Below are 20,161 nucleotides of genomic sequence, written 5' to 3'. Positions count from 1 at the left end.
GCCTGCTCGCGAAAAGTGAGCGCAGCGAACGGCCTTACTATTAATTGAGTCTCAAGGCGAGCACATGAAGATTTCGAGACAAGCCTACGCCGACATGTTCGGCCCCACCGTCGGCGACAAGGTCCGCCTGGCCGACACCGAGCTGTGGATCGAGGTGGAAAAGGATTTCACCACCTACGGCGAAGAGGTGAAATTCGGCGGCGGCAAGGTGATTCGCGATGGCATGGGCCAGAGCCAGCTGTTGGCTGCCGAGGTCGTCGACACGCTGATCACCAACGCGCTGATCATCGACCACTGGGGCATCGTCAAGGCCGATGTCGGCCTCAAGGAGGGACGCATCGCGGCGATCGGCAAGGCCGGCAACCCGGACATCCAGCCCGACGTCACCATCGCCATCGGCGCCAGCACCGAAGTGATTGCCGGCGAAGGCATGATCCTCACCGCTGGTGGCATCGACACCCACATCCACTTCATCTGCCCGCAGCAGATCGAAGAAGCCTTGATGAGCGGCGTCACTACCATGATCGGCGGCGGCACGGGCCCGGCCACCGGAACCAACGCCACCACCTGCACCTCCGGGCCGTGGCACCTGGCGCGCATGCTGCAGGCCGCCGATGCCTTCCCGATGAACATGGGTTTCACCGGCAAGGGCAACGCCAGCCTGCCGGAGCCGCTGGTCGAACAGGTCAAGGCCGGGGCCATCGGTCTGAAGCTGCACGAAGACTGGGGCACCACCCCGGCGGCCATCGACAACTGCCTCAGCGTGGCCGACCAGTACGACGTGCAGGTCGCGATCCACACCGACACCCTCAACGAGTCCGGTTTCGTCGAGACCACCCTGGCCGCGTTCAAGGGCCGCACCATCCACACCTACCACACCGAAGGCGCCGGTGGCGGTCACGCGCCGGACATCATCAAGGCCTGCGGTTTCCCCAACGTGCTGCCCAGCTCCACCAACCCGACCCGGCCGTTCACCCGCAACACCATCGACGAACACTTGGACATGCTGATGGTCTGCCACCACCTGGACCCGAGCATTGCCGAGGACGTGGCGTTCGCCGAAAGCCGTATCCGACGCGAGACCATCGCCGCCGAAGACATCCTCCACGACCTCGGCGCTTTCTCCATGATCAGCTCCGACAGCCAGGCCATGGGCCGCGTTGGCGAAGTGATCACGCGCACCTGGCAGACCGCGGACAAGATGAAAAAGCAACGCGGCGCCCTGCCCGGCGACGGCGAAGGCAACGACAACTTCCGCATCAAGCGCTACATCGCCAAGTACACCATCAACCCGGCGATTACCCACGGCATCAGCCATGAAGTGGGCTCCATCGAAGTGGGCAAGTGGGCCGACCTGGTGCTGTGGCGCCCGGCATTCTTCGGCGTCAAGCCGACGCTCATTCTCAAGGGCGGAGCGATTGCCGCCAGCCTGATGGGGGACGCCAACGCCTCGATCCCGACGCCGCAGCCGGTGCATTACCGGCCGATGTTCGCCAGCTACGGCGGCTCGCGACACGCCACCAGCCTGACGTTCATCAGCCAGGCCGCCGCCGAGGCCGGGCTGCCGGAACAGCTTGGGCTCAAGAAAAGAATCGCCGTGGTCAAAGGCTGCCGCGACGTGCAGAAGACAGACCTGATCCACAACGACTACCTGCCTAGTATCAACGTCGACCCGCAGACCTATCAGGTCAAGGCCGACGGCGTGCTGCTGTGGTGTGAACCGGCCGACGTGTTGCCGATGGCGCAGCGCTATTTCCTGTTCTGAACAGAGCCGGCGGCGAGAAGGCAAGTGCCCTCGCCGCCGGTTCGCCTTACAGGTCTGTACTCTCCTGGGGCGAATCCAGTTCATCCTGGGTCAACGACTGGATCAGCTCCGCTTCCTTGAACCTTTGCTGCAAGTCCAGCGCCTCGGTTCGACTGTTGTAGTCCGCTTCCTCCAGGGTTCCGTCCGCTTTCTGCTCATCCAGCGCCAGCAGATCCTCAGTGAGGGCGTCGGTCAATGCCTGGAAGTCTGCCGCGTGTTGCTGCTTCAAATAGTCGATCCAGAAATCACGGCCCACCAGTGACTGCATTTGTTCGGGCGAGTCGTCCAGGGACAACACCTCGGCGGCCGCGGCATCAAGCATGGCGCTGGAGACGTTGCCCAGGCTGGTGAAGCGTCCACCTTTCGGTTGCCCCGGCAATTCCAGCCGGTCCCGGAGCCCCGCACGATAGGCCAACCGGACCTCGACTTCCTCGATCTGCCTGATCAACTCGGTCTTTTGCGCGGCGGTGAGTTCTTCACGAGCATTGATGGCAGCACGACGCCCCTGGATGTCCCGCAGCGCTATACGCTCCACTTCATCCAGCCGGAACAATCCCTTGGCCAGGCGAATCAGCGTGGCAGCCTCATCCCCTTCCACCGGCAACGCCTTGGCGTTGTGGATCATCAATTTGATTTCCAGATTGCTGAACGACAACGAAGCACGATCTTCACAGGCCGGCTCTCCAGCCAATTCAAAAAGCTCACGACGCAAGTCAGTGGAATCCCGGGCAGCCTCCAGCATTTGCCAGACGCGGGCCTGCAGGTCCGAATAGTTCTCGGTGTCCTGGTAGGACCCGATCAATCGACTCAATAGCTGAAAGAACTCCCCGGATTGCGGCTCCGCCTGGAGGCTTCGCCACAGGTCTTTTCTATCCTGCTGTTGTTCAGGCGGCAGATCACGCAACCATGGCCGCACACCTGTGCGCCCACCCACCGGAGCGTTGGCCGCCAGCTGGAGTGTTCCTTGCATTCGCGGGGCGGTCCATTCGGGATGGGCCTGATGAAGATTCGCCCAATACTCACGCAGGCGCTGCCTGGTCGCCTCGCCCATCGGATTGCCCTGGATAAAGGTCACGCCATTGAGCCGGGCCATGGCGTGGGCCTGGTCGGCGGGCGGATCGATCACGTGTGCCGGCACTTCGGTCAGTTGGTTGGCGCGCAAGTCCAGTTCCTCCAGCGGCTGTTCCAGCAGGCCCGTGGGCCAAGTGTCGATCCTGGTGTTTCGAAGCGACAGCTCCGTCAGGGCCGGCATGGCGCTGAAGTCCGGCAAACGACCCAGTGGATTGTCGTTGAGGGTAAGGAATTCCATGGCGGGCAGGCCGGCCAGGATCTCAACGCCACGCGGCGTCAGGCCGATCTGGTTCGATGCCAGCGTGAGGTTGTTCAGACGGGGCATTGCCGCCAACGCCTCCGGCACTTCGGTCAGGTTGTTAAAGCTCATGTCCAGCCAACGAACGGCAGGAAAACGCGTGAGGAAACCGTTGCAGGCTTGTTGCGACAAACCCATGTTATTAAGTTTCAGGAAGGTCACGTGGCTGAAATCAGCCGACAGTTGCGGCAACGACCTCATATGCATCCAGCTCAAATCAAGCTCATACCCGACACGCCGGCCGTCGACCACGATGATGGCCCGGGACTGGCGCCTCCAACATTTACGGATACGATCGGCGGTGTTTTGCTTGACTCGTCGCCATGACGCCGCTAAGTCGTCGTTCCCTTCATCCGTCTCGGTGGAAGCGACCCAACGGTCCAGCTCGTCGCGCAACGTACGGTACTCGGTTTCAAGGCGACCGATCTCCACGGTCGCTCTGTCGCCCAGTTCCCGCACGAAGGCCCGGGCTTCCTGGGACGAATAATCGGGAAACAACTCTCGCACCCGTCTTTCAGGCGACCGGCCCAGGCGCAGCCATTCCAGCGGCCCGCCCAATGGATAGCCGTATCTGCCCGAGGCCAGGCGCATTGGCGACACGAGCAACGGTTTGACTGCCGGCATCTTCAAGACCTTTGCCAATGAACCCCGGCTCACCGGCGCCGCGCCGATAGCCGTCTTCAGCAACGCGCCATGATGAATCGAGGGGCGGCCCATGGCCTGGCGTTCGGCATCCGGCAGCGCATGCTGCAAGGCCGCATAGAGGCTGCCCTCGCTGCTCAGGTCGTTGCCGCTGTCGTCATGGGCTTGATAGAGATCGTCACGCTTGACCACGATCTTGACCTGCGTCGAGTCCGACGGCCCGACACTGTCGATCAATCTGCCCGAGGTGAAATCCTCCCTCAGTTCGATGCGTACCGTATCGCTCCAACCCGCCAGGGTCTTGAGGGTCGCCAGCGCCAGGCGGGGTGTATCCGCCGTGGCCAGGCTCTCTTGGTATAACCCTTCGTAGGCCCGGTTCAAGCGGATCGCCCGCTGGAAGTGACGCAGCTCTTCGGCGATGCGCAGCGGGAGGGGTTTGGTCTGGGTCGCATCGGTGTAATCCCATCCGGCCATTTGCCGGGTTTCGCCGGGACTGGCGTGGACCATTATCTGCTCTATGGCGGCCGCCGGAACCGAAGGAAAACGGGATTGGATCAGCTTGACCCGCGGGTCTTTCGACACATCGCCCTTGGCGTAGTGATCATGGATCAGTTGGTTTTTCTCACGCACCGCCACTTCAAGGAGATTCTTGCGAAACTGTTGGATCCGGGCGTTCATGTCGGTTTTCGCGATGGCCGGCCGCGTGCCGGCCAACAGATCATTGCCCGTCGCATCCACGGCCTCGATCAGGTTCCTGGGGAATGAAGATGAATCCACTTCCGTATCGCTGACGATGACTTCACGGACCATGGACGTTCCATCCGTTGGGTGAGCGTATTCCCACAGAGACTTGCCCGCGCTGTCGATCACCTTCAGCTTCAAGTTTTCTGGCCATGGGCCGTAACCCGTGAGCAAGTGCAGCTGCGTCATCGAATCGGCTTTCTCATAGATCAGCGGATCTTCGCTTTGCATGTGCAGCAGGAAAGCATCGACCTTGCGAGCGATGTCGAAGCGCTTGATCGTGTCGTCGAGCAACACCGGCACCGGCTCGCCCTCGGCGTGCATGCGCCGCAGCGTGTCCTCGCTGGTGCCACTGGCGGTACGAATGTGCTCGAGCTCGGCATCGCTGAAATCCTTGACCCGATGGCCGAGCCGGCGCATCAGGGTCGTACCGTCCCAGCTTCGCGGCTGTTCCAGCTCATGGTTCCAGGCACCGCTGCCGTTGTTTGTCAGCTCGGGCTGATAGGCATCCGGCCGGGAAGGATGGCGAATGCGATAACGTTGGGTGGCCGGGTCTTGCTGGACTTCGTAGTGACTGTCGTCCAATGGCAAGACGTCGCGGCCATTGACGCGGTGCAAGCCCAGGGCATCGGGTTGCGAATTCGCGGGCGGCTCCAGATCGCTCCGGTAAGGCGCCAGGTCGGGTCGCCAGAGCCGTCTTTCGCCAGTCGGCGAAGTGACGGGCGCCAATTGATCCACCGTAGCCGACGGCATGATGCGCGGGAGCACTTTGGCGCCTGCCACCATGAACGCGGCGTTAAGCGCCAGGCTGGAAACGTGCGCCCATATTTCCTTGGTTTCTCCCTGCTCGAACGCCTCGATGCCTTCGAACGCCTCGTACAGCATCTGCAACGCCCACACCGCCATCATCACCTGACCGAGCCCGGGAACAACGAACGCCGCCATGTTGAGCACATCGATGACCGTGCTTTCCCAACTTTCCAGGCGCGCCTGACGCGCCTTCTTGTCTTCATCCCCTGTAGGAACTGCCGCGACCCGTGCGTCTTGGTAAATCTTGCGGACCTGATTTACCCGTAGCGTCTCCCACAAGAAACCCTTGAGGTCGGACGCGCTCATCGGCAGCCTGGGCAGGTTCGACTTGAGGGGGAAGTCGCCTTTGGCATCGGTTTGCGAAGAGGGTTTGAAGAGACGGTTGAAACGCTCGAAGAAATGCCCTTGCTCATGCAACGGCACGAAGCGGCTGAAGAAGCGCCGGTAGTCGAGGTTGTGGAGGCGGCGACGCAGTTCGACCATGAATTCGTAGCTGGAGGCGTATTCCTTCACCGGGTGCTCGGGGTCGTCCGGGATATACGCCACGACCCGCTCCAACCGGGTACTGCGGTCGCGCTCTGGCCCGATCAGCAAAGGCCCGACAAGCTCGACGTCAAGGACCGTCAACGTCGCGAAGGTCACCGCGCGGCCGTCCAGCTCGGCCGAGGGCTGCCCACCCACTACCCGCTGCAACATTCGGTAGGTGTCCTGCCGGATGTCCGCCTTGGCGTGGGCGATCTCGGTACTGATCGTGAGGAGTTGCTTGTGATGCTCGCGCAACTGTTCATCCAACCGTTCGCGGGCCTGGCGGTCGTTCGGTTCCAGGATGGTCGTGAGGTGTTCCCGATACTTGCGTCCCAGGTCGAGCTTGCGGCATAGCTTGATGAACGCCTCGGGGGCTATGGGCAATGCTCCCGCGCGCACGGATTCCAGGGTATGACTCAAGGTGCCATCGGCGGACACCGGCGTGGTGGTAATGAGGTGGCAATCATCGCAGTCGAGCTTGTGCTCTTCATCGGGTTCGAAATTGGCCAGCGCGACGTCCAATAACGAACCGCCCCGGTATTGGTAAGTGTCGTAGCCCTCGCCCGTCAGTCGATGGAGCAAGTTGATACCCATGTCGGTACGCGTCTTGACCGCGAACTTGCGGGCAAAATAAACCTCCCGAACATTGAGCGTACGCCTGAAGGTTGTCTGGATGGCCTGGCTGAGCAAGGGTTCGGCGAAGGTCCGTATGTCCTGGACCTTGCCCAGCGCGTAGTCGACCTGGTTGAAAATTGCGCAGTAGCGCTCGTGAATGCTTTTTAGGTTGGCCCTGGTCTGGTGGGTCGTCTTCACGTACCAGTCTGGAAGCTCCAGGTCATGATCGCTCAGCGCCTTCTGGCGCTGCGCGGTGGCTTTCATGTAGCAGGAGGAAATGCGACTTCTGAGCAGATCGTCGTGCTCGCCGTGTTTCGAAGCGGGTGAAGTCGTGGCGCTTTTTGCAACGGTAGGCTCTGGCATATCGGGTCATCCTTGAGGTTGGAAAACCCGAGCCTATCCATTGCTCGCTCCGTGAATGCGGTAACTATTTATCGCTTCCATCACAGGACATGACAAACAACCCACCGCGGCCTCACCCCCGCTCCGGACCCAAGAATCCGCGTTACAGATCAGTACTTTGCACCTGCGCGTCCAGCTCTTCCTCGGTCAATGACTGGATCAGCTCCGCTTCCTTGACGCTGTGCTGCAGGCCCAGTGCCTCGGACTTGGTCCCATAGTCAGCCTCCTCCAGGGTTCCGGCCGCCTTGGCCTCATCCAATGCAAGCTGGTCGGTGATAAGGGTGTCGGTCAGCGCCTGGAACGCGGCTTCATGCTGCTGTTTCAAAAAGTCGATCCAGAATTCACGCTCCAGCAGCGATTGCACCTGCCGAGGTGAATCGTCCAGGGCCAGGACCTGGGTAGCGGCTGCATCCAGCATGTCCTGGGTGACGTTGCCCAGGTGGACAAAACGCCCGCCTTTCGGCTGCCCCGGTAACGCCAGCCGATCCCTCAGCCCCACCCGGTAGGCGAGGCGCACTTCGACTTCCTCTATCTCTGCCAGGTGCCGGGCCTTCTGCTCGGCCGACAGGTCCCGGCGGGCCGTGATGGCGTCACGCCGTCGCTGAATGTCCTCCAGAGCGATGCGCTCCACTTCATCGATGCGAAACAATCCCTTGGCCAATTTGATCAACGTCCCGGCCTCAGCCTCGCCATTGGCCGTGGCCTTGGCGTCGTGAATCATCAATCTGATTTCCAGGTAGCTGAACGATAACGCTGCGCGGTCCTCACACGCCGGAGCCCCCGCCAGTTCGAACAACTCACGACGCAGGTCGGTGGAAGCCTCGGCCGCTTCCAGCATTTGCCAGACACGCAACTGCAGGTCCGAGTAGCTTTCTTCGCCTTGATAGGAGGTGGCCAGGCGATTCAACAGCTCGAAGAACTCACCCGATTGCGGTTCACTCGCCAGGCTTTGCCACAACGCGCGTTTGTTGGGTAATTGGCTGTCGGGCAAATTCTGCACCCACTGCTGCACATTGGCCGCCGTTCCCACCGCGACATGACCAAACGCCCCGTGTTGACGCAACGTTATCCACTCGGGATGCTCACGCCACAGGTCCGCCCAGTAATCATGCAGGCGCTGCTGGGTCGCTGCGTTCAATGGATTGCCTTGGAGGAAAGTCACGCCGTTGACGCGGGCCGTGGCAAGGACGTCAGCCGCCGCCGGGTTGAGCAGCGCCTCCGGAACGTCGGTCAACTGGTTGTCGCGCAAATCGACGAACTCCAGCGGCAAGCCGTGCAGGCCGGCGGGCCAGGTGTCGATTCCGGTGCCCTTGAGGCCCAGGCCGCGCAAATCGGACATTCGACTGAAATCCGGCAGCTGCCCCACGGGGTTGTTTTCCAGATTGAGGACCTTCAGTCGGGTAAGACCCTGCAGGACTTCAACACAACGAGGGGTCAGAGTAATGGTGTTGTCCTTGAGCAGCAGCTTGGTCAGGCCATCCATTGCCCCCAAGGCCGCGGGAATTTGGGCCAGGCGGTTGTCAGTCATGTCCAGCCAGCGAAGAGAGGAAAAACCGGAGAGAAAACCTTCGCAGGCCTGTTGTGACAGGTCCATGCCTGCCATTTTCAGCGAGGCCACGTGGCTGAAATCCGCCGACAGCTCCGGCAGGTAACCGACTGTCAGCCGGCCCAGATCGAGCTGATAGCCCGCCGCGCGGCCATCCGCGGCTGTCTCCACGGCGGTCTGGCGCCTCCAGCAACGCTTGATCTGATCGGCCACCCCGCGCTTGCGCACGGGTGGCACCTGCTCCATGCGGTCGCCCGAATAAATCCAACTGGTCGTATTGGCCCAACGGTCGAGGTCCCGATCCAGCATGTCCAGCTCGATCTTGCGTCGCTTGAGCTCCGCCACGGCGCCGTCGCCCAATGAAGCCAGCAACGCCCGGACCTGTTCGTTCGTATGGTTGGGGTACAACTCCAGAACGCGACTTTCCACCGAACGCCCCAGCCCCAACAAGGCTCGCAGCCCGCTCAGCGGGTATCCCACCGCGCCCGACGCCAGGCGCATCGGTGAGCGGAACGATGGCTTGATGGCGGGCAAGTTCAAGATTCGCGCCAACGAATTGCGCGGCACTGGCGCTTTCCCGAGGGCCTTTTCCAGCAGGCCGCCCTGGTGGATCGAAGGGCGCCCCATGGCCTGGCGCTCGGCGTCCGGCAGGGCGTGTTGCAACGCGTCGAAGACGCTGCCCCAATGGCTCAATTCATTGCCCCGGTCATCAAGGGCCTGGTAGCGAGCACCGTCCCTGACCACGATCTTGGTCTGCGCCGCCTCCAGCGGCCCGATGCTGTCGACCAAGGCGCCGGAGGCATGATCGTCTCGCAGTTCGATACGCACCGTGTCGCTCCAGCCGGGCAGGGTCTTGAGCGTTGCCAGCGCCAATCGGGGCGTGTCCGCGGTCGCCAACGCAGGCTGGTACAGGCCTTCATAGGCCCGGTTCAAACGCACCGTTCGCTGACAATGACGCAGTTCCTCGGCGATGCGCAGCGGAATCGGCTTGGTCTGGGTGGGATCGGCGTCATTCCACGCGGCCATCTGCTGAAGCTCCCCACGGTTGGCATCGGTGATCATCTGCTCGATGGCCGCGGCCGGCACCGATGGGAAGCGGGATTTGATCAACGCCACCCGAGGGTCGACTGGCTCTTGGCTCCTGGCGTAGTAATCATTGAGCAACTGGACTTTTTCACGCCGCGCCACTTCCGCGAGGTTGTTCCTGAGCTGGCGAATCCGAGCATCCATGTTCGTTTTCGCTATCGCCGGACGGGTGTCGGCCAGCAGATCCTTCCCGGTCGCGTCCACCGCCTCGATCAGATTCTTCAGCACCGAAGAGGTACGCACCTTTGCCTCGGGAATGATCACATCACTCACCGGAGCCGAGCCCTGGGATGGACGAACATACCGCCAGAGCGTCTTGCCCGCCCCGTCCACCACCTTCAATCTCAGCCCGCTTGGCCAGGGGCCATAACCGGCAAGCAAGTGCAACTGCGTCACTGGATCGGCTTCGTCCTGTCGCAGCGAATCGTCGCTTTGCAGTTGCCCGATAAAATTGTCGACTTGTCGCGCCAAGTCAAAGCGCTTGACCGTATCGGCCAGCAATGCGGGCATCGGCTCGCCTTCCACATGCATGCGTCGCAACACGTCCTCGCTGGTGCCACTGGCGATGCGGATCTGCTCCAGTTCGCTGTCGCTGAAATCCTCGACCCGATGGCCCAGCCTGCGCATCAGGGTTGTGCCTTTCCAACCCTGTGGTCTTTCGAGTTCATGGTTCCAGGCGCCGCTGCCGTTGTGCGTCAGCTTGGGCTGGTAGGCATCCGGCCGGGAAGGGTGACGGATGCGATAGCGGTGGGTAATCGGGTCCTGTTGTACTTCGTAGTGGTGCCCGTCCAATGGCAGGACCTTGCGGCCACTGACCTCGTACAGCCCTAGACTGTCCGGGACGGCGCCGGCGAGTGGGCGCAAAGGACTGCGGTACGGCGTGAGATCAGGGCTCCAGAGTCGCGACTCCCCGCTGGCCCGTTCAACCGCTTCCAACCGATCCACCCTGGCCGATGCCTGGATCTTCGGCAACACTTTGGCGCCTGCGACGATAAACGCGATATTGAGCGCCACGCTGGAAAAGTGCGCCCACATCTCCTGGGTCTCCCCCTGCTCGAACGCCTCGATACCTTCGAACGCTTCTTCGAACATCTGCACGGCCGCCACGGTCAGCATCAGTGGCCCCAACGCAGGCACCACGAATGCCAATTGGTTAAGCACGTCGATCACCGTGTTCGTCCAACTCTCCAGGCGCGCCAGGCGGGCGGCTTTGTCTTCATCGGCGGTGGGCACCGCCACCGTTCGCGCGTCCATCTCGATTTTCTGCAGTTGCTCGCGGCGCAAGGCTTCCCACAGCGAGCCGGTGATGGGCGATGCGGCCATGCGCAAATTTTTCAACGAGGGCTTGAGCGGATAGTCCGATTGGGTATCGGCCTCGGGAGAGGGTTGGTACAACTGGTCGAACTGCTTGAAAAAATGCCCTTGCTGGCTCAGCGGTACGAAACGGCTGAAAAACTGTCGGTAGGCGATGCCATGGAGGCGCCGACGCAGTTCCACCATGAACTCGGTGCTGGACGGATACTCCTTGAGAGGATGCTCGGGATCGCCCGGTAGATACGCCACCACACGCTCCAGGCGCCGGGTATTTTCCCGGTCGGGCCCCATCAGTACCGGGCCGACCAGTTCGGTGTCGAAGATTTTCAGCGAAGTGAACGTCACCGGTCGCCCGTCGAGCATGGCGCCGTCCTGATCGCCGACCACTTGCCGCAGCATCAGGTACGTGTCACGGCTGATGTCGGCCTTGGCCCAGGCGACTTCGACACTCAGCGCCAACGACTGACGGTGGTGGTCGCGCATTTGCTGGTCCAGACGGCGGCGGGCGTCTTCGTCAGCGGGTCGAGCGATGGCGCGAATGTGCTGCTGGTAGCGGCGCCCCAGGTCCAGCTTGCGGCATAGTCTGGCAAAGGCGTGCGGAGCGATTGGCAACGCCCCCGCCCGAACGGCCTCCAGCGTAGGCGCAGGCGTACCGCTGACGGTCAGCGCCGTGGTGGTGATGACATGGCAGCCATCGCAATCGAGCTTTTGCTCTTCGTCGGGTTCGAAGTTCGCCAGTGCCGTTTCCAGCAGCGAAGCACCTCGGTACTCGTAGGTATCCCAGGCCTCGCCCGTCAGGCGGTGAAGCAGCGTGCTGCCCAGGTCCTTGCGTGTCTTGCTTGCGTACTGGCGGGCGTAATAAACCTTCTCCACATTCAGGGTTCGCTTGAATTCCTGCTGGATGGCCTGGGTCAGCAACGGCTTGGCAAAGGCGCGGATATCCTCGATGCGGCCCAAGCTGTTGTCGATCAGGTTCAGGCTGGCGCGGTAGCGCGCATGCTGGTCCTTGAGGCGGGTCCGGGTTTCGTGGGAGGTCTTGGGGTACCAGGCCGGGAGTTTCAGGTCGTGGTCGCTCAACGCCTGCTGGCGCCGCATGACGGCCCCGATGTACCAATCGGGAACGCGCTGCCTGAGCAGGTCGACATGGACGCCGCGATTTTCAGGCAGCGGCGTCATGCCGGGGTCGCTAACGGCAGAAATAGGTAATGGCATTTCGGATCATCCTTGATGGTGGAAAACCCGAGCCTACCCAGCGCGTCACTGACGAGTGCGGTAACTATTTATCGTTTTTTTCCGCCAGGGACCCCGCGCGTGCCTACTCCACCCAACGGCCCAGTTGCTGGCGCAGCCGACGGTTCTCGGATCGCAACTGCTGGACCTCCTCCAACAGATCCAGCGCCAGCGCGACACCTTCCCATTCCAGTTCCAACTCACGGCGCAGCTTGGCGGCCCGGCGGGCCAGGACCAGTTCGTAATCGGTGAAACGCCAATCGGTCGGGGCCGCGCCGTGGGGCTCGAGGATGCCGTGCTCGACGATTTCAATCACGTGGACATCCGCCAACGCAGCGGCTTCACAGAATTCCATCAGGTTCAGTTCGATGATCGGGTCGTTCATGGTCTGCTTCTCCCAATGCTTCAACTGTCGAGTCTAGCCAGGATTGTGAAAACCCGGTTTTGTGGCGAGGGAGCTTGCTCCCGCTCGGCTGCGCAGCAGTCGTAAAACCTGCCTACCGGTTTTTCCTGGCGCACCGTGTCGAATGGTTTTGGGGCTGCTTCGCAGCCCAGCGGGAGCAAGCTCCCTCGCCACGGCGTGCGTTGCCAGGCCTGTGATTACCGGTCAGAAGTGCTCCCGAGGATCGAACGCAGCTTTCTTCGCCAACTCGGCCCACAACGCCTTGACCGATTCATCGCTGGCCTTGGGCATCACGGCCTTGAGCTGTACGAACAGGTAGCCGCGCTCGCCGGCCTTGTTGCGCAGGCCGTGGCCCTTGGCGCGCATGCGCTGGCCGTTCTGGCTGCCTGCCGGCACCTTGAGGTTGATCTTGCCGGTGAGGGTCGGCACCGCCACCTCGGTCCCCAGGGCCAATTCCCACGGCGCCAGGGGCAAGGTGATGATCAGGTCCCGGCCTTCGACGTCGAACTTGGGGTGCGGGGCGAAACGAATGGTCAGGTACAAGTCGCCATTGGCGCCACCGCCGATGCCGGGCGCGCCCTGGCCCTTGAGGCGGATGCGCTCGCCATCGGTCACGCCCAGCGGGATTTTCACGTTCAGGCTCTTGCTGGTATTGCTCACGTGCTGGCCCGCCGCGTTGTATTGCGGCACCTGGAAACTGACCTTCTTCGACTCGTTCGACAGGGTTTCTTCCAGGAAGATCGGTAATTCCATTTCCACGTCTTGCCCCCGACGGCCGGCGCTGCGACCCGATTGACGGCCACCGAAACCCGGCCCGCGATTGCCAAAGATCGAACTGAAGAAGTCCGAGAAGTCACCCGTATCCTGGCCACCAAAACCGCCACGGCTCTGCCAACCCGGCGGTCCCTGGAATGGCTGTCCGTGCTGACCATAACGGCGCAGGTCGTCGTACTCGGCACGCTTGTCGGCGCTTTTCAACGCCTCATAGGCTTCGGAGACGTCCTTGAACTTGGTTTCGGCGTCCTTCTCTTTGCTCACGTCCGGGTGGTACTTGCGCGCCAACTTTCGATAGGCAGCCTTGATCGTGGCATCGTCGGCCGTCGGCTCGACACCCAGGATCTTGTAATAGTCTTTGAAGTCCATCTTAAGCATCACCATCCGTTATCGATGTCGCACCGCCACGCACGGCATGCCCGGATGACCGGACAGCGGGTTGACCAGCCTCAAGATTGGGACCGGGCGGCGCATCAGAAGTTTATCGGCAGCGGGTGGCGGTTCTTGTGTCCGCCCGATGGCTGCCAGGCTCATGCCAGCAAGTTTGGGGGTGTGACGTCGTCTTTCAAGGCCCGTGTTTGGGAATTAGCGGATAACCGGCCTTCGAATCCGCGCCGCACTGGCATACACTGCGCGGCCGTTTTTTCGACCGGAATCTGAAAGACATGAAAAACGCATCCCCGGCCCGTGCCTGCGGCATCGACTTCGGCACGTCCAACTCCACTGTCGGCTGGCTGCGCCCCGGCATGGAAACGTTGATCGCGCTGGAGGACGACAAGATCACCTTGCCCTCGGTGGTCTTTTTCAATCAGGAAGAGCGCCGCCCGGTGTACGGTCGCCTGGCGCTGCACGAATACCTGGAAGGCTACGAAGGCCGGCTGATGCGTTCGCTCAAGAGCCTGCTGGGCTCCAAGCTGATCAAGCACGACACGAGCGTGTTGGGCACGGCGATGCCGTTCAAGGATCTGCTGGGGTTGTTCATCGGCCAATTGAAGAAACGCGCCGAAGCCACCGCCGGTCGAGAATTCGAAGAAGTGGTGCTGGGCCGCCCGGTGTTTTTTGTCGATGACGACGAAATGGCCGACCAGGAAGCCGAGAACACCCTGGTAGACGTCGCCCGCGCCATTGGCTTCAAGGAAGTGTCGTTCCAGTACGAGCCCATCGCGGCGGCTTTCGACTATGAATCGACCATCGAGAAAGAAGAGCTGGTGCTGATCGTCGACATCGGCGGGGGTACGTCGGACTTCTCCCTGGTGCGCCTGTCGCCCGAGCGTCGTACCCACGATAACCGTCACGCCGACATCCTGGCGACCGGCGGCGTGCACATCGGCGGCACCGACTTCGACAAGCAACTCAGCCTGCAAGGCCTGATGCCGCTGTTCGGCTACGGCAGCCGCATGAAAAGCGGCGCCTACATGCCCACCAGCCATCACATGAACCTGGCGACCTGGCACACCATCAACGCGGTGTATTCGCAGAAATCCACCCTCGCCCTGGGCAGCATGCGCTACGACATCGAAGACACCGGCGGCATCGACCGGCTGTTCAAGCTGATCGAACAGCGCGCCGGGCATTGGCTGGCGATGGAAGTGGAAGAAACCAAGATCCAGCTGACCCACGCCGACCAGCGCCACGTGGCCCTGGACCGGATCGAGCCGGGCCTGAGCGTGGACTTGAGCCGCGCCCTGTTCGAGTCGGCCATCGACAGCTTGCTGGAGCGGGTGCGCGGCAGCGTCACGCAACTGCTCAACGATGCCGGTATCGGTGTGGACCAGGTTGACACCGTGTTCTTCACCGGCGGCTCCAGCGGCATCCCGGCGCTGCGCAACAGCGTCTCGGCGATGCTTCCCCAGGCGCGGCATGTGGAAGGCAATATCTTTGGCAGTATCGGCAGTGGATTGGCGATCGAGGCGATGAAGCGGTATGGGAGTCAGGCCTGATTCAGGACCGAGGCGCACCCTTCGCGAGCAGGCTCGCTCCCACAGTTTGACCGAATGCGATCGAACTGTGGGAGCGAGCCTGCTCGCGAAAGCGGTAGATCAATCGATACAACGGTCGGATCAAACCATCCCTACCTGCTTCAACTCACTCTTGAGATACGCATAGTAGATAGGCCCCGCCACCACCCCCGGCAGGCCGAACGCGGCTTCGAACACCAGCATCGCCATGAGCAATTCCCACGACTTGGCGCTGATCTGTCCGCCGACGATACGGGCGTTGAGGAAGTATTCGAGCTTGTGGATCACGATCAGGTAACCCAGCGCGGCCACCGCCACCCAGATCGACAATGACAGGGCGACCACAGTGATCAGGGTGTTGGACATCAGGTTGCCGATCACCGGCAACAGCCCCAGCAGGAACGTCATCACGATCAGGGTCTTGGTCAGGGGTAGCTGGATGCCGAACAGCGGCAGCACCACCGCCAGGAAAATCCCGGTGAAGAACGTATTGAGCAGGGAAATCTTGATCTGGGCGAAGACGATGTTGCGAAAGGCCTTGACCAGCAGGTTCAGGCGATCGAACAGCGCAGCGGCCAGGGGCTTGCGCTTGGTCAGGTCGGGGATGCGCTGCAGGGCGACGATGGCGCCGAGCACCATGCCGATCAACAGCGTCACGAACATGTGGGCCGCGTCCTTGCCCACCAGCTGCAGGTCGCTCAAGTGCTTGCTCACCCAATCACCGATCGCCACCCGGAACTCGGCGGCGCTGGCCGGCAGGTAGGCATCGATGAACGGCGGCAGTTGCCCACGGGCGCGATCGACCACGGTCATGAACTTGTCCAGGGAGGCCCCGGGATTTTCCGCTTCGTGCAGCAGGAAACTGAAGGCGCCGGCAAAGATCAGGGTCAGCACACTGACCACCAACGTGCCGAGCAATGCCACCGCCAACCAGCGGGCACGCCGGCCTTCGATCAATCGTTGCAACTGCGGAGTGAGCATGTTGACCAGCTCGAACACCAGCAACCCGGCCAACAGGCTCGGCAACAGGCGCAGCGGCAACACCAGCAACAGCCCACCAAAAATGATCACCCAACTGATCACCAACAACACATGACGCTGAGAAAACGTTGGCATACAGCCCCAGGACAAAACGGCATGAAAGGATCGGCAGTCTGCCAGCGATCCGCTGGCAGCACTAGGGATTGTATCGGCCGATTTGGCCCAGGGCTCAGAAGATCCGGCGCTTATTTTTTCTTCAGGCACTCACTCATGAACGCCTTGCGAGCGTCACCCTTCAACGCCTGCTCGGTGGCAGTGGCATTGCAGCTTTTCATGCGGTCCTGTGGGGTCGCCTTGAGGCAGTTGCTCATGAAGGCCTTGCGTTCGTCACCCTTGAGGGCCTTGGTGGTGGCGTCGGCGTTGCAGGTGGTCATCTTGGTTTGTTGGGCCGTGGCGGCGAACCCCTGGGAACACAGCAGCAAACCCATCATCAACAAAGGGACACGGAGCATCTTCATGATGTTTCTCCTGGTTGCCGCACGAGGGTGTGGCGATGGGGTGCAGTGTAGACAAAGCCTGTTACACCTTCATCTGTTCGATTTCCCGAGCATGAACTACCAGTGTCTGGAGCATGTCGGCAACGAACGATAACGCGCGACGCCCTGCGTCCTACAAGCCTGCCGCCTTCAACCGCTCGGCATGCTCGACAAACAACCGGATCGGCTCCGCCCCCCTGCCCACCAGCCCCAGCGACTGATTGACGATGTCGAAATGGTCCAGCGGGTAGTCATCCCGGATCACCGTGCCCAGGTGCGAACTGTAGCGCCCGACCATACCATCGCACTGCCCGGCTTCGCGCACGAAGGTGCGGGCGAACAACCGGCAGCTTCGATTGGTGCCATCGAAGAGGTTGCGACCCTTGTCGGTCTTGCCCGGCTGCAACGTCCCCGACCAGGAGTAGTAACGCACGCCATTGACCTCTTCCGGCCCGTGTCCGCCCCAGGTTTGGGGCAGCCCCTGTGGATAACGTTCGTTGAACAGCGCCACCCCGGCAGTGGTGAGCGAAGCATGGGATGCCTTCAGGTCGGCTGGCAGCCGTGGCCCGTGATAACCGGTGTCCAGCAGGCTCATGATCGCGTTGATCAGCCGCAGCAAAGCACTGAGCACCCGGCCTTTGGCGCTGTCGGCCGGGTAATGGGTTTGCAGGTAATCGGCTAGCTCGGAACCGTGGTTCGTACCGGCCACCGAAGAGACCGACGCCACCAGGTCCGGGCGTTTGGCCGCGGCGTAGCGGGCAGTGAGGGCGCCCTGGCTGTGGCCGATCAGGTTGACCTTTTGCGCGCCGGTTTGCCGCAGCACTTCCTCAATCCGGGCCAACAGCTGCTCGCCGCGAACCTCGGATGAATGCAAGGGCGAGACCTTCACAGGAATCACCACGGCCCCGCCCCGGCGCAATGCCTCTGCGATGCCATACCAGTACGGATACAACACCAGGCGAATGAAACCGAGCATGCCCGGGACCAGCACCAAGGGGTAGCGAGTGGCACAGCGTTGCGACATGGCGACATCCTTGCGATCAAGAGGTGGTCAGCATCAGTACCGATGATGACCAGTCTATGACACCCGAGGCACTTCAGCCCGATCGCGGCAAGACCCAGGTCCTCAAAAGGTTCGGGCGAGCGCCAGCAAGCGCTGCTCGGCCTCGGCATAGGAACGCGCGAAGCTGTGCTCGGCCGACTCTTCGCCTTCGGCCGCCACCACCGTCACGTCGTTGATACCGATGAAGCCCAGCACCGCCCGCAGCCAGGTGTCGGCGTGGTTCATGGCCTCCAATTGGCCACCGGGGCCGAAGCCGAAATCACCTCGGCTGGTCACGATCAGCGCCTTTTTGCCCGACACCAGCGGCTCGTACTGGGAAACACCGTTGTCGAGGCTGTGGTTGAATGTCACGCCGATGCGTACGATCTGGTCGACCCAGGCTTTCACGCCGCTGGGCACGCCAAAATTGTGCATGGGTGCCGAGATTACCAAGCGATCGTGGGCTTGCAGTTCGGCAACCAGCGCATCGCTCAGCGCCAGGTCGGCCTGCATGGTCAATGGCCGCGCCTGGGGCTCGGAGTAAAACGCCGCCGCAATAAAGGCTTCGTTGACCGCAGGGATGACGGTGCGGCCCACCTCGCGGCGAGTCGGTTGGCAAAGTGGATTGGCGGCCTGCCACGCCGCTATGAATGCCTCCGTCAGACGTCGGGAATGGGAACGCTCACCGCGTGGGCTACCCTGTACGACAAGAATGCTGCTCATCTGTAACTCCTTCTAATGCGACTACAATCGGAACGGCCTGTGGCTTTAAGATTGGAGCCCGGTCGCCCTCGATCGCAAATGAGCGTTAGTTCATCCGGATGAGTTGTTTTCATCCATACGGAGATTTCCAATGTTTGCCACCCTGCCCCTCAATGCCTTGCGAGCCTTCGAGGCGGCTGCACGCCTGCTCAGTTTCAAGGCGGCGGCCGAAGAGCTGGCGGTCACCCCGACAGCGATTTCCCACCAGATCCGCTCCCTGGAAACCTGGTTGGGGGCGCAGTTGTTCGAACGCTTGCCGCGCCGGGTACGCCTCACCGACGCGGGACAGCGGCTGTTCCACAGCTTGCACGGGGCATTGCTGGAAGTTGCACAAAGCGTTGACAGCCTGCGCCCGCAACGCAGCACCACGCACCTGACGATATCCACCACGGCGGCGTTTGCCGCCCTGTGGCTGGTGCCGCGCCTGGGGCGGTTTTACGCGCGCCATCCGAACATCAACGTACGCCTGGACACCCATTGCGAAGTCATCGACTTGCTTCAGGACGCCAGCGTCGATCTGGTGGTGCGCTACAGCCTGGACGGCTACTCGAACCTCTATGGCATGTGCCTGTTCGAAGAGAGCTTCGGCGTGTATGGCTCGCCGGAACAAGTCGCGCTGGCCACCCGGCAGCCGCCGACACTGATCAGCGTGCGCTGGCATAACGCCAAGCTGTACGCCCACGGTTGGGACGCCTGGTGCACCCAGGCGGGGGAAAGCTGGATGACCCGGCAACCTTGCATACGTGAATACGATGAAGAGCACTACGCCCTGCAAGCGGCCATCGCCGGCCAGGGCCTGGTATTGGCGAGCAATATCCTCGCTTCGCAAAGCGTCGCCAGCGGGTTGCTGGTGGGTTATCGCCCCAAGGTCCAAGTCAGCGGTGCCGGCTACAGTGCGCTTTGCGTGCCGGGACGAGAGCGGCACCCGCCCGTGCGGGCTTTTTTCCAATGGGTGGAGGAGGAAGCACGCTTGTCCGGGCACGCCTTGAAAAATCCGGTAAAACTTTTCCAGGATCGCATCACTCAGAACTAGAGCGATCGCGCCAGCAGAGCGTGACGCCTAACCGGATCAGCCTCCAGGAGAACGAGATGAGCGACATGCACTTATCCGACGTCACGACCCTGCGCGAACGTGCGCGCCAGAACGTCCAAAACGGCGCGGTCACCGAAGGCTACAACGCCGATCGACAGGAAATCATCCGCCTGCTCAACGAAGCATTGGCCACCGAACTGGTCTGCACACTGCGCTACAAGCGTCACTATTTCATGGCCACCGGCCTGAAGGCCGGTGTCGCGGCGAGTGAGTTTCTGGAACACGCCAACCAGGAATCCGAGCACGCCGACAGGCTCGCCGAACGCATCGTGCAACTGGGTGGCGAACCGGAATTCAACCCCGACCTGTTGACCCGGCACTCCCACGCCCAGTACGTGGCAGGCAATACGCTCAAGGAAATGGTGTTCGAAGACTTGGTCGCCGAACGTATCGCCATCGACAGCTATCGGGAAATCGTCCAATACATCGGCGAAAAAGACCCAACCACTCGGCGCATCTTCGAAGACATCCTGGCCCAGGAAGAAGAGCACGCTGATGACATGGCCGATATCCTGGCCGATCTCTGAT

Annotated in this window: 12 protein-coding genes; 4 read left to right on the top strand and 8 right to left on the bottom strand. The window is 61.8% G+C overall.

What is annotated here, in order from left to right; translation table 11 throughout:
* Positions 1 to 64: 64 nt before the first annotated feature.
* A complete protein-coding gene (gene ureC, locus J3P90_RS02965) occupies positions 65 to 1,765 on the top strand; it encodes an urease subunit alpha (protein ID WP_434560913.1) in 1,701 nt (566 codons plus the stop codon).
* Positions 1,766 to 1,811: 46 nt separating this feature from the next.
* Here ureC and J3P90_RS02960 read toward each other — a convergent pair whose 3' ends face one another.
* The 4 genes from J3P90_RS02960 to J3P90_RS02945 form a co-directional block, all read right to left on the bottom strand.
* Positions 1,812 to 6,869, bottom strand: a complete 5,058-nt coding sequence (locus J3P90_RS02960) for an NEL-type E3 ubiquitin ligase domain-containing protein (protein WP_434675806.1) — start codon at positions 6,867 to 6,869, stop codon at positions 1,812 to 1,814.
* Positions 6,870 to 7,011: 142 nt separating this feature from the next.
* Complete coding sequence (locus tag J3P90_RS02955; RefSeq protein WP_434675805.1) at positions 7,012 to 12,066, bottom strand: NEL-type E3 ubiquitin ligase domain-containing protein; 5,055 nt, start codon at positions 12,064 to 12,066, stop codon at positions 7,012 to 7,014.
* 103 nt (positions 12,067 to 12,169) lie between these two features.
* Complete coding sequence (locus J3P90_RS02950) at positions 12,170 to 12,469, bottom strand: chaperone modulator CbpM (protein WP_420766237.1); 300 nt, start codon at positions 12,467 to 12,469, stop codon at positions 12,170 to 12,172.
* A gap of 222 nt (positions 12,470 to 12,691) precedes the next feature.
* Positions 12,692 to 13,630, bottom strand: coding sequence for a DnaJ C-terminal domain-containing protein (locus J3P90_RS02945; RefSeq protein WP_434675804.1), 939 nt, complete (start codon positions 13,628 to 13,630; stop codon positions 12,692 to 12,694).
* 296 nt (positions 13,631 to 13,926) lie between these two features.
* Here J3P90_RS02945 and J3P90_RS02940 point away from each other — a divergent pair, with 296 nt between their 5' ends.
* Positions 13,927 to 15,201, top strand: coding sequence for an Hsp70 family protein (locus J3P90_RS02940; RefSeq protein WP_434675803.1), 1,275 nt, complete (start codon positions 13,927 to 13,929; stop codon positions 15,199 to 15,201).
* A 120-nt stretch (positions 15,202 to 15,321) separates the two neighbouring features.
* Here J3P90_RS02940 and J3P90_RS02935 read toward each other — a convergent pair whose 3' ends face one another.
* The 4 genes from J3P90_RS02935 to J3P90_RS02920 form a co-directional block, all read right to left on the bottom strand.
* Positions 15,322 to 16,335, bottom strand: a complete 1,014-nt coding sequence (locus tag J3P90_RS02935) for an AI-2E family transporter (RefSeq protein ID WP_420766234.1) — start codon at positions 16,333 to 16,335, stop codon at positions 15,322 to 15,324.
* A 110-nt stretch (positions 16,336 to 16,445) separates the two neighbouring features.
* Positions 16,446 to 16,718, bottom strand: a complete 273-nt coding sequence (locus J3P90_RS02930; RefSeq protein WP_434608034.1) for a PsiF family protein — start codon at positions 16,716 to 16,718, stop codon at positions 16,446 to 16,448.
* Between the two features lie 151 nt (positions 16,719 to 16,869).
* Positions 16,870 to 17,760, bottom strand: coding sequence for an alpha/beta fold hydrolase (locus tag J3P90_RS02925; protein ID WP_434649089.1), 891 nt, complete (start codon positions 17,758 to 17,760; stop codon positions 16,870 to 16,872).
* Positions 17,761 to 17,862: 102 nt separating this feature from the next.
* On the bottom strand, positions 17,863 to 18,501 hold the full coding sequence (locus J3P90_RS02920; protein WP_434560922.1) for an FMN-dependent NADH-azoreductase: 639 nt from the start codon (positions 18,499 to 18,501) through the stop codon (positions 17,863 to 17,865).
* A gap of 130 nt (positions 18,502 to 18,631) precedes the next feature.
* Between J3P90_RS02920 and J3P90_RS02915 the strand changes: the two genes are divergently transcribed.
* Both J3P90_RS02915 and J3P90_RS02910 read left to right on the top strand, forming a co-directional pair.
* On the top strand, positions 18,632 to 19,573 hold the full coding sequence (locus J3P90_RS02915; RefSeq protein WP_434675802.1) for a LysR substrate-binding domain-containing protein: 942 nt from the start codon (positions 18,632 to 18,634) through the stop codon (positions 19,571 to 19,573).
* A 56-nt stretch (positions 19,574 to 19,629) separates the two neighbouring features.
* Positions 19,630 to 20,160 (top strand): ferritin-like domain-containing protein, encoded by a 531-nt coding sequence (locus J3P90_RS02910; RefSeq protein WP_420766229.1) that lies wholly within the window; start codon positions 19,630 to 19,632, stop codon positions 20,158 to 20,160.
* Position 20,161 lies beyond the last annotated feature (1 nt).

The organism is Pseudomonas sp. D3-10, assembly GCF_051132175.1.
Classification (GTDB): domain Bacteria; phylum Pseudomonadota; class Gammaproteobacteria; order Pseudomonadales; family Pseudomonadaceae; genus Aquipseudomonas.
The sequence above is the reverse complement of the archived record's forward strand: the minus strand, read 5'-3'. Positions and strand labels throughout refer to the sequence as shown.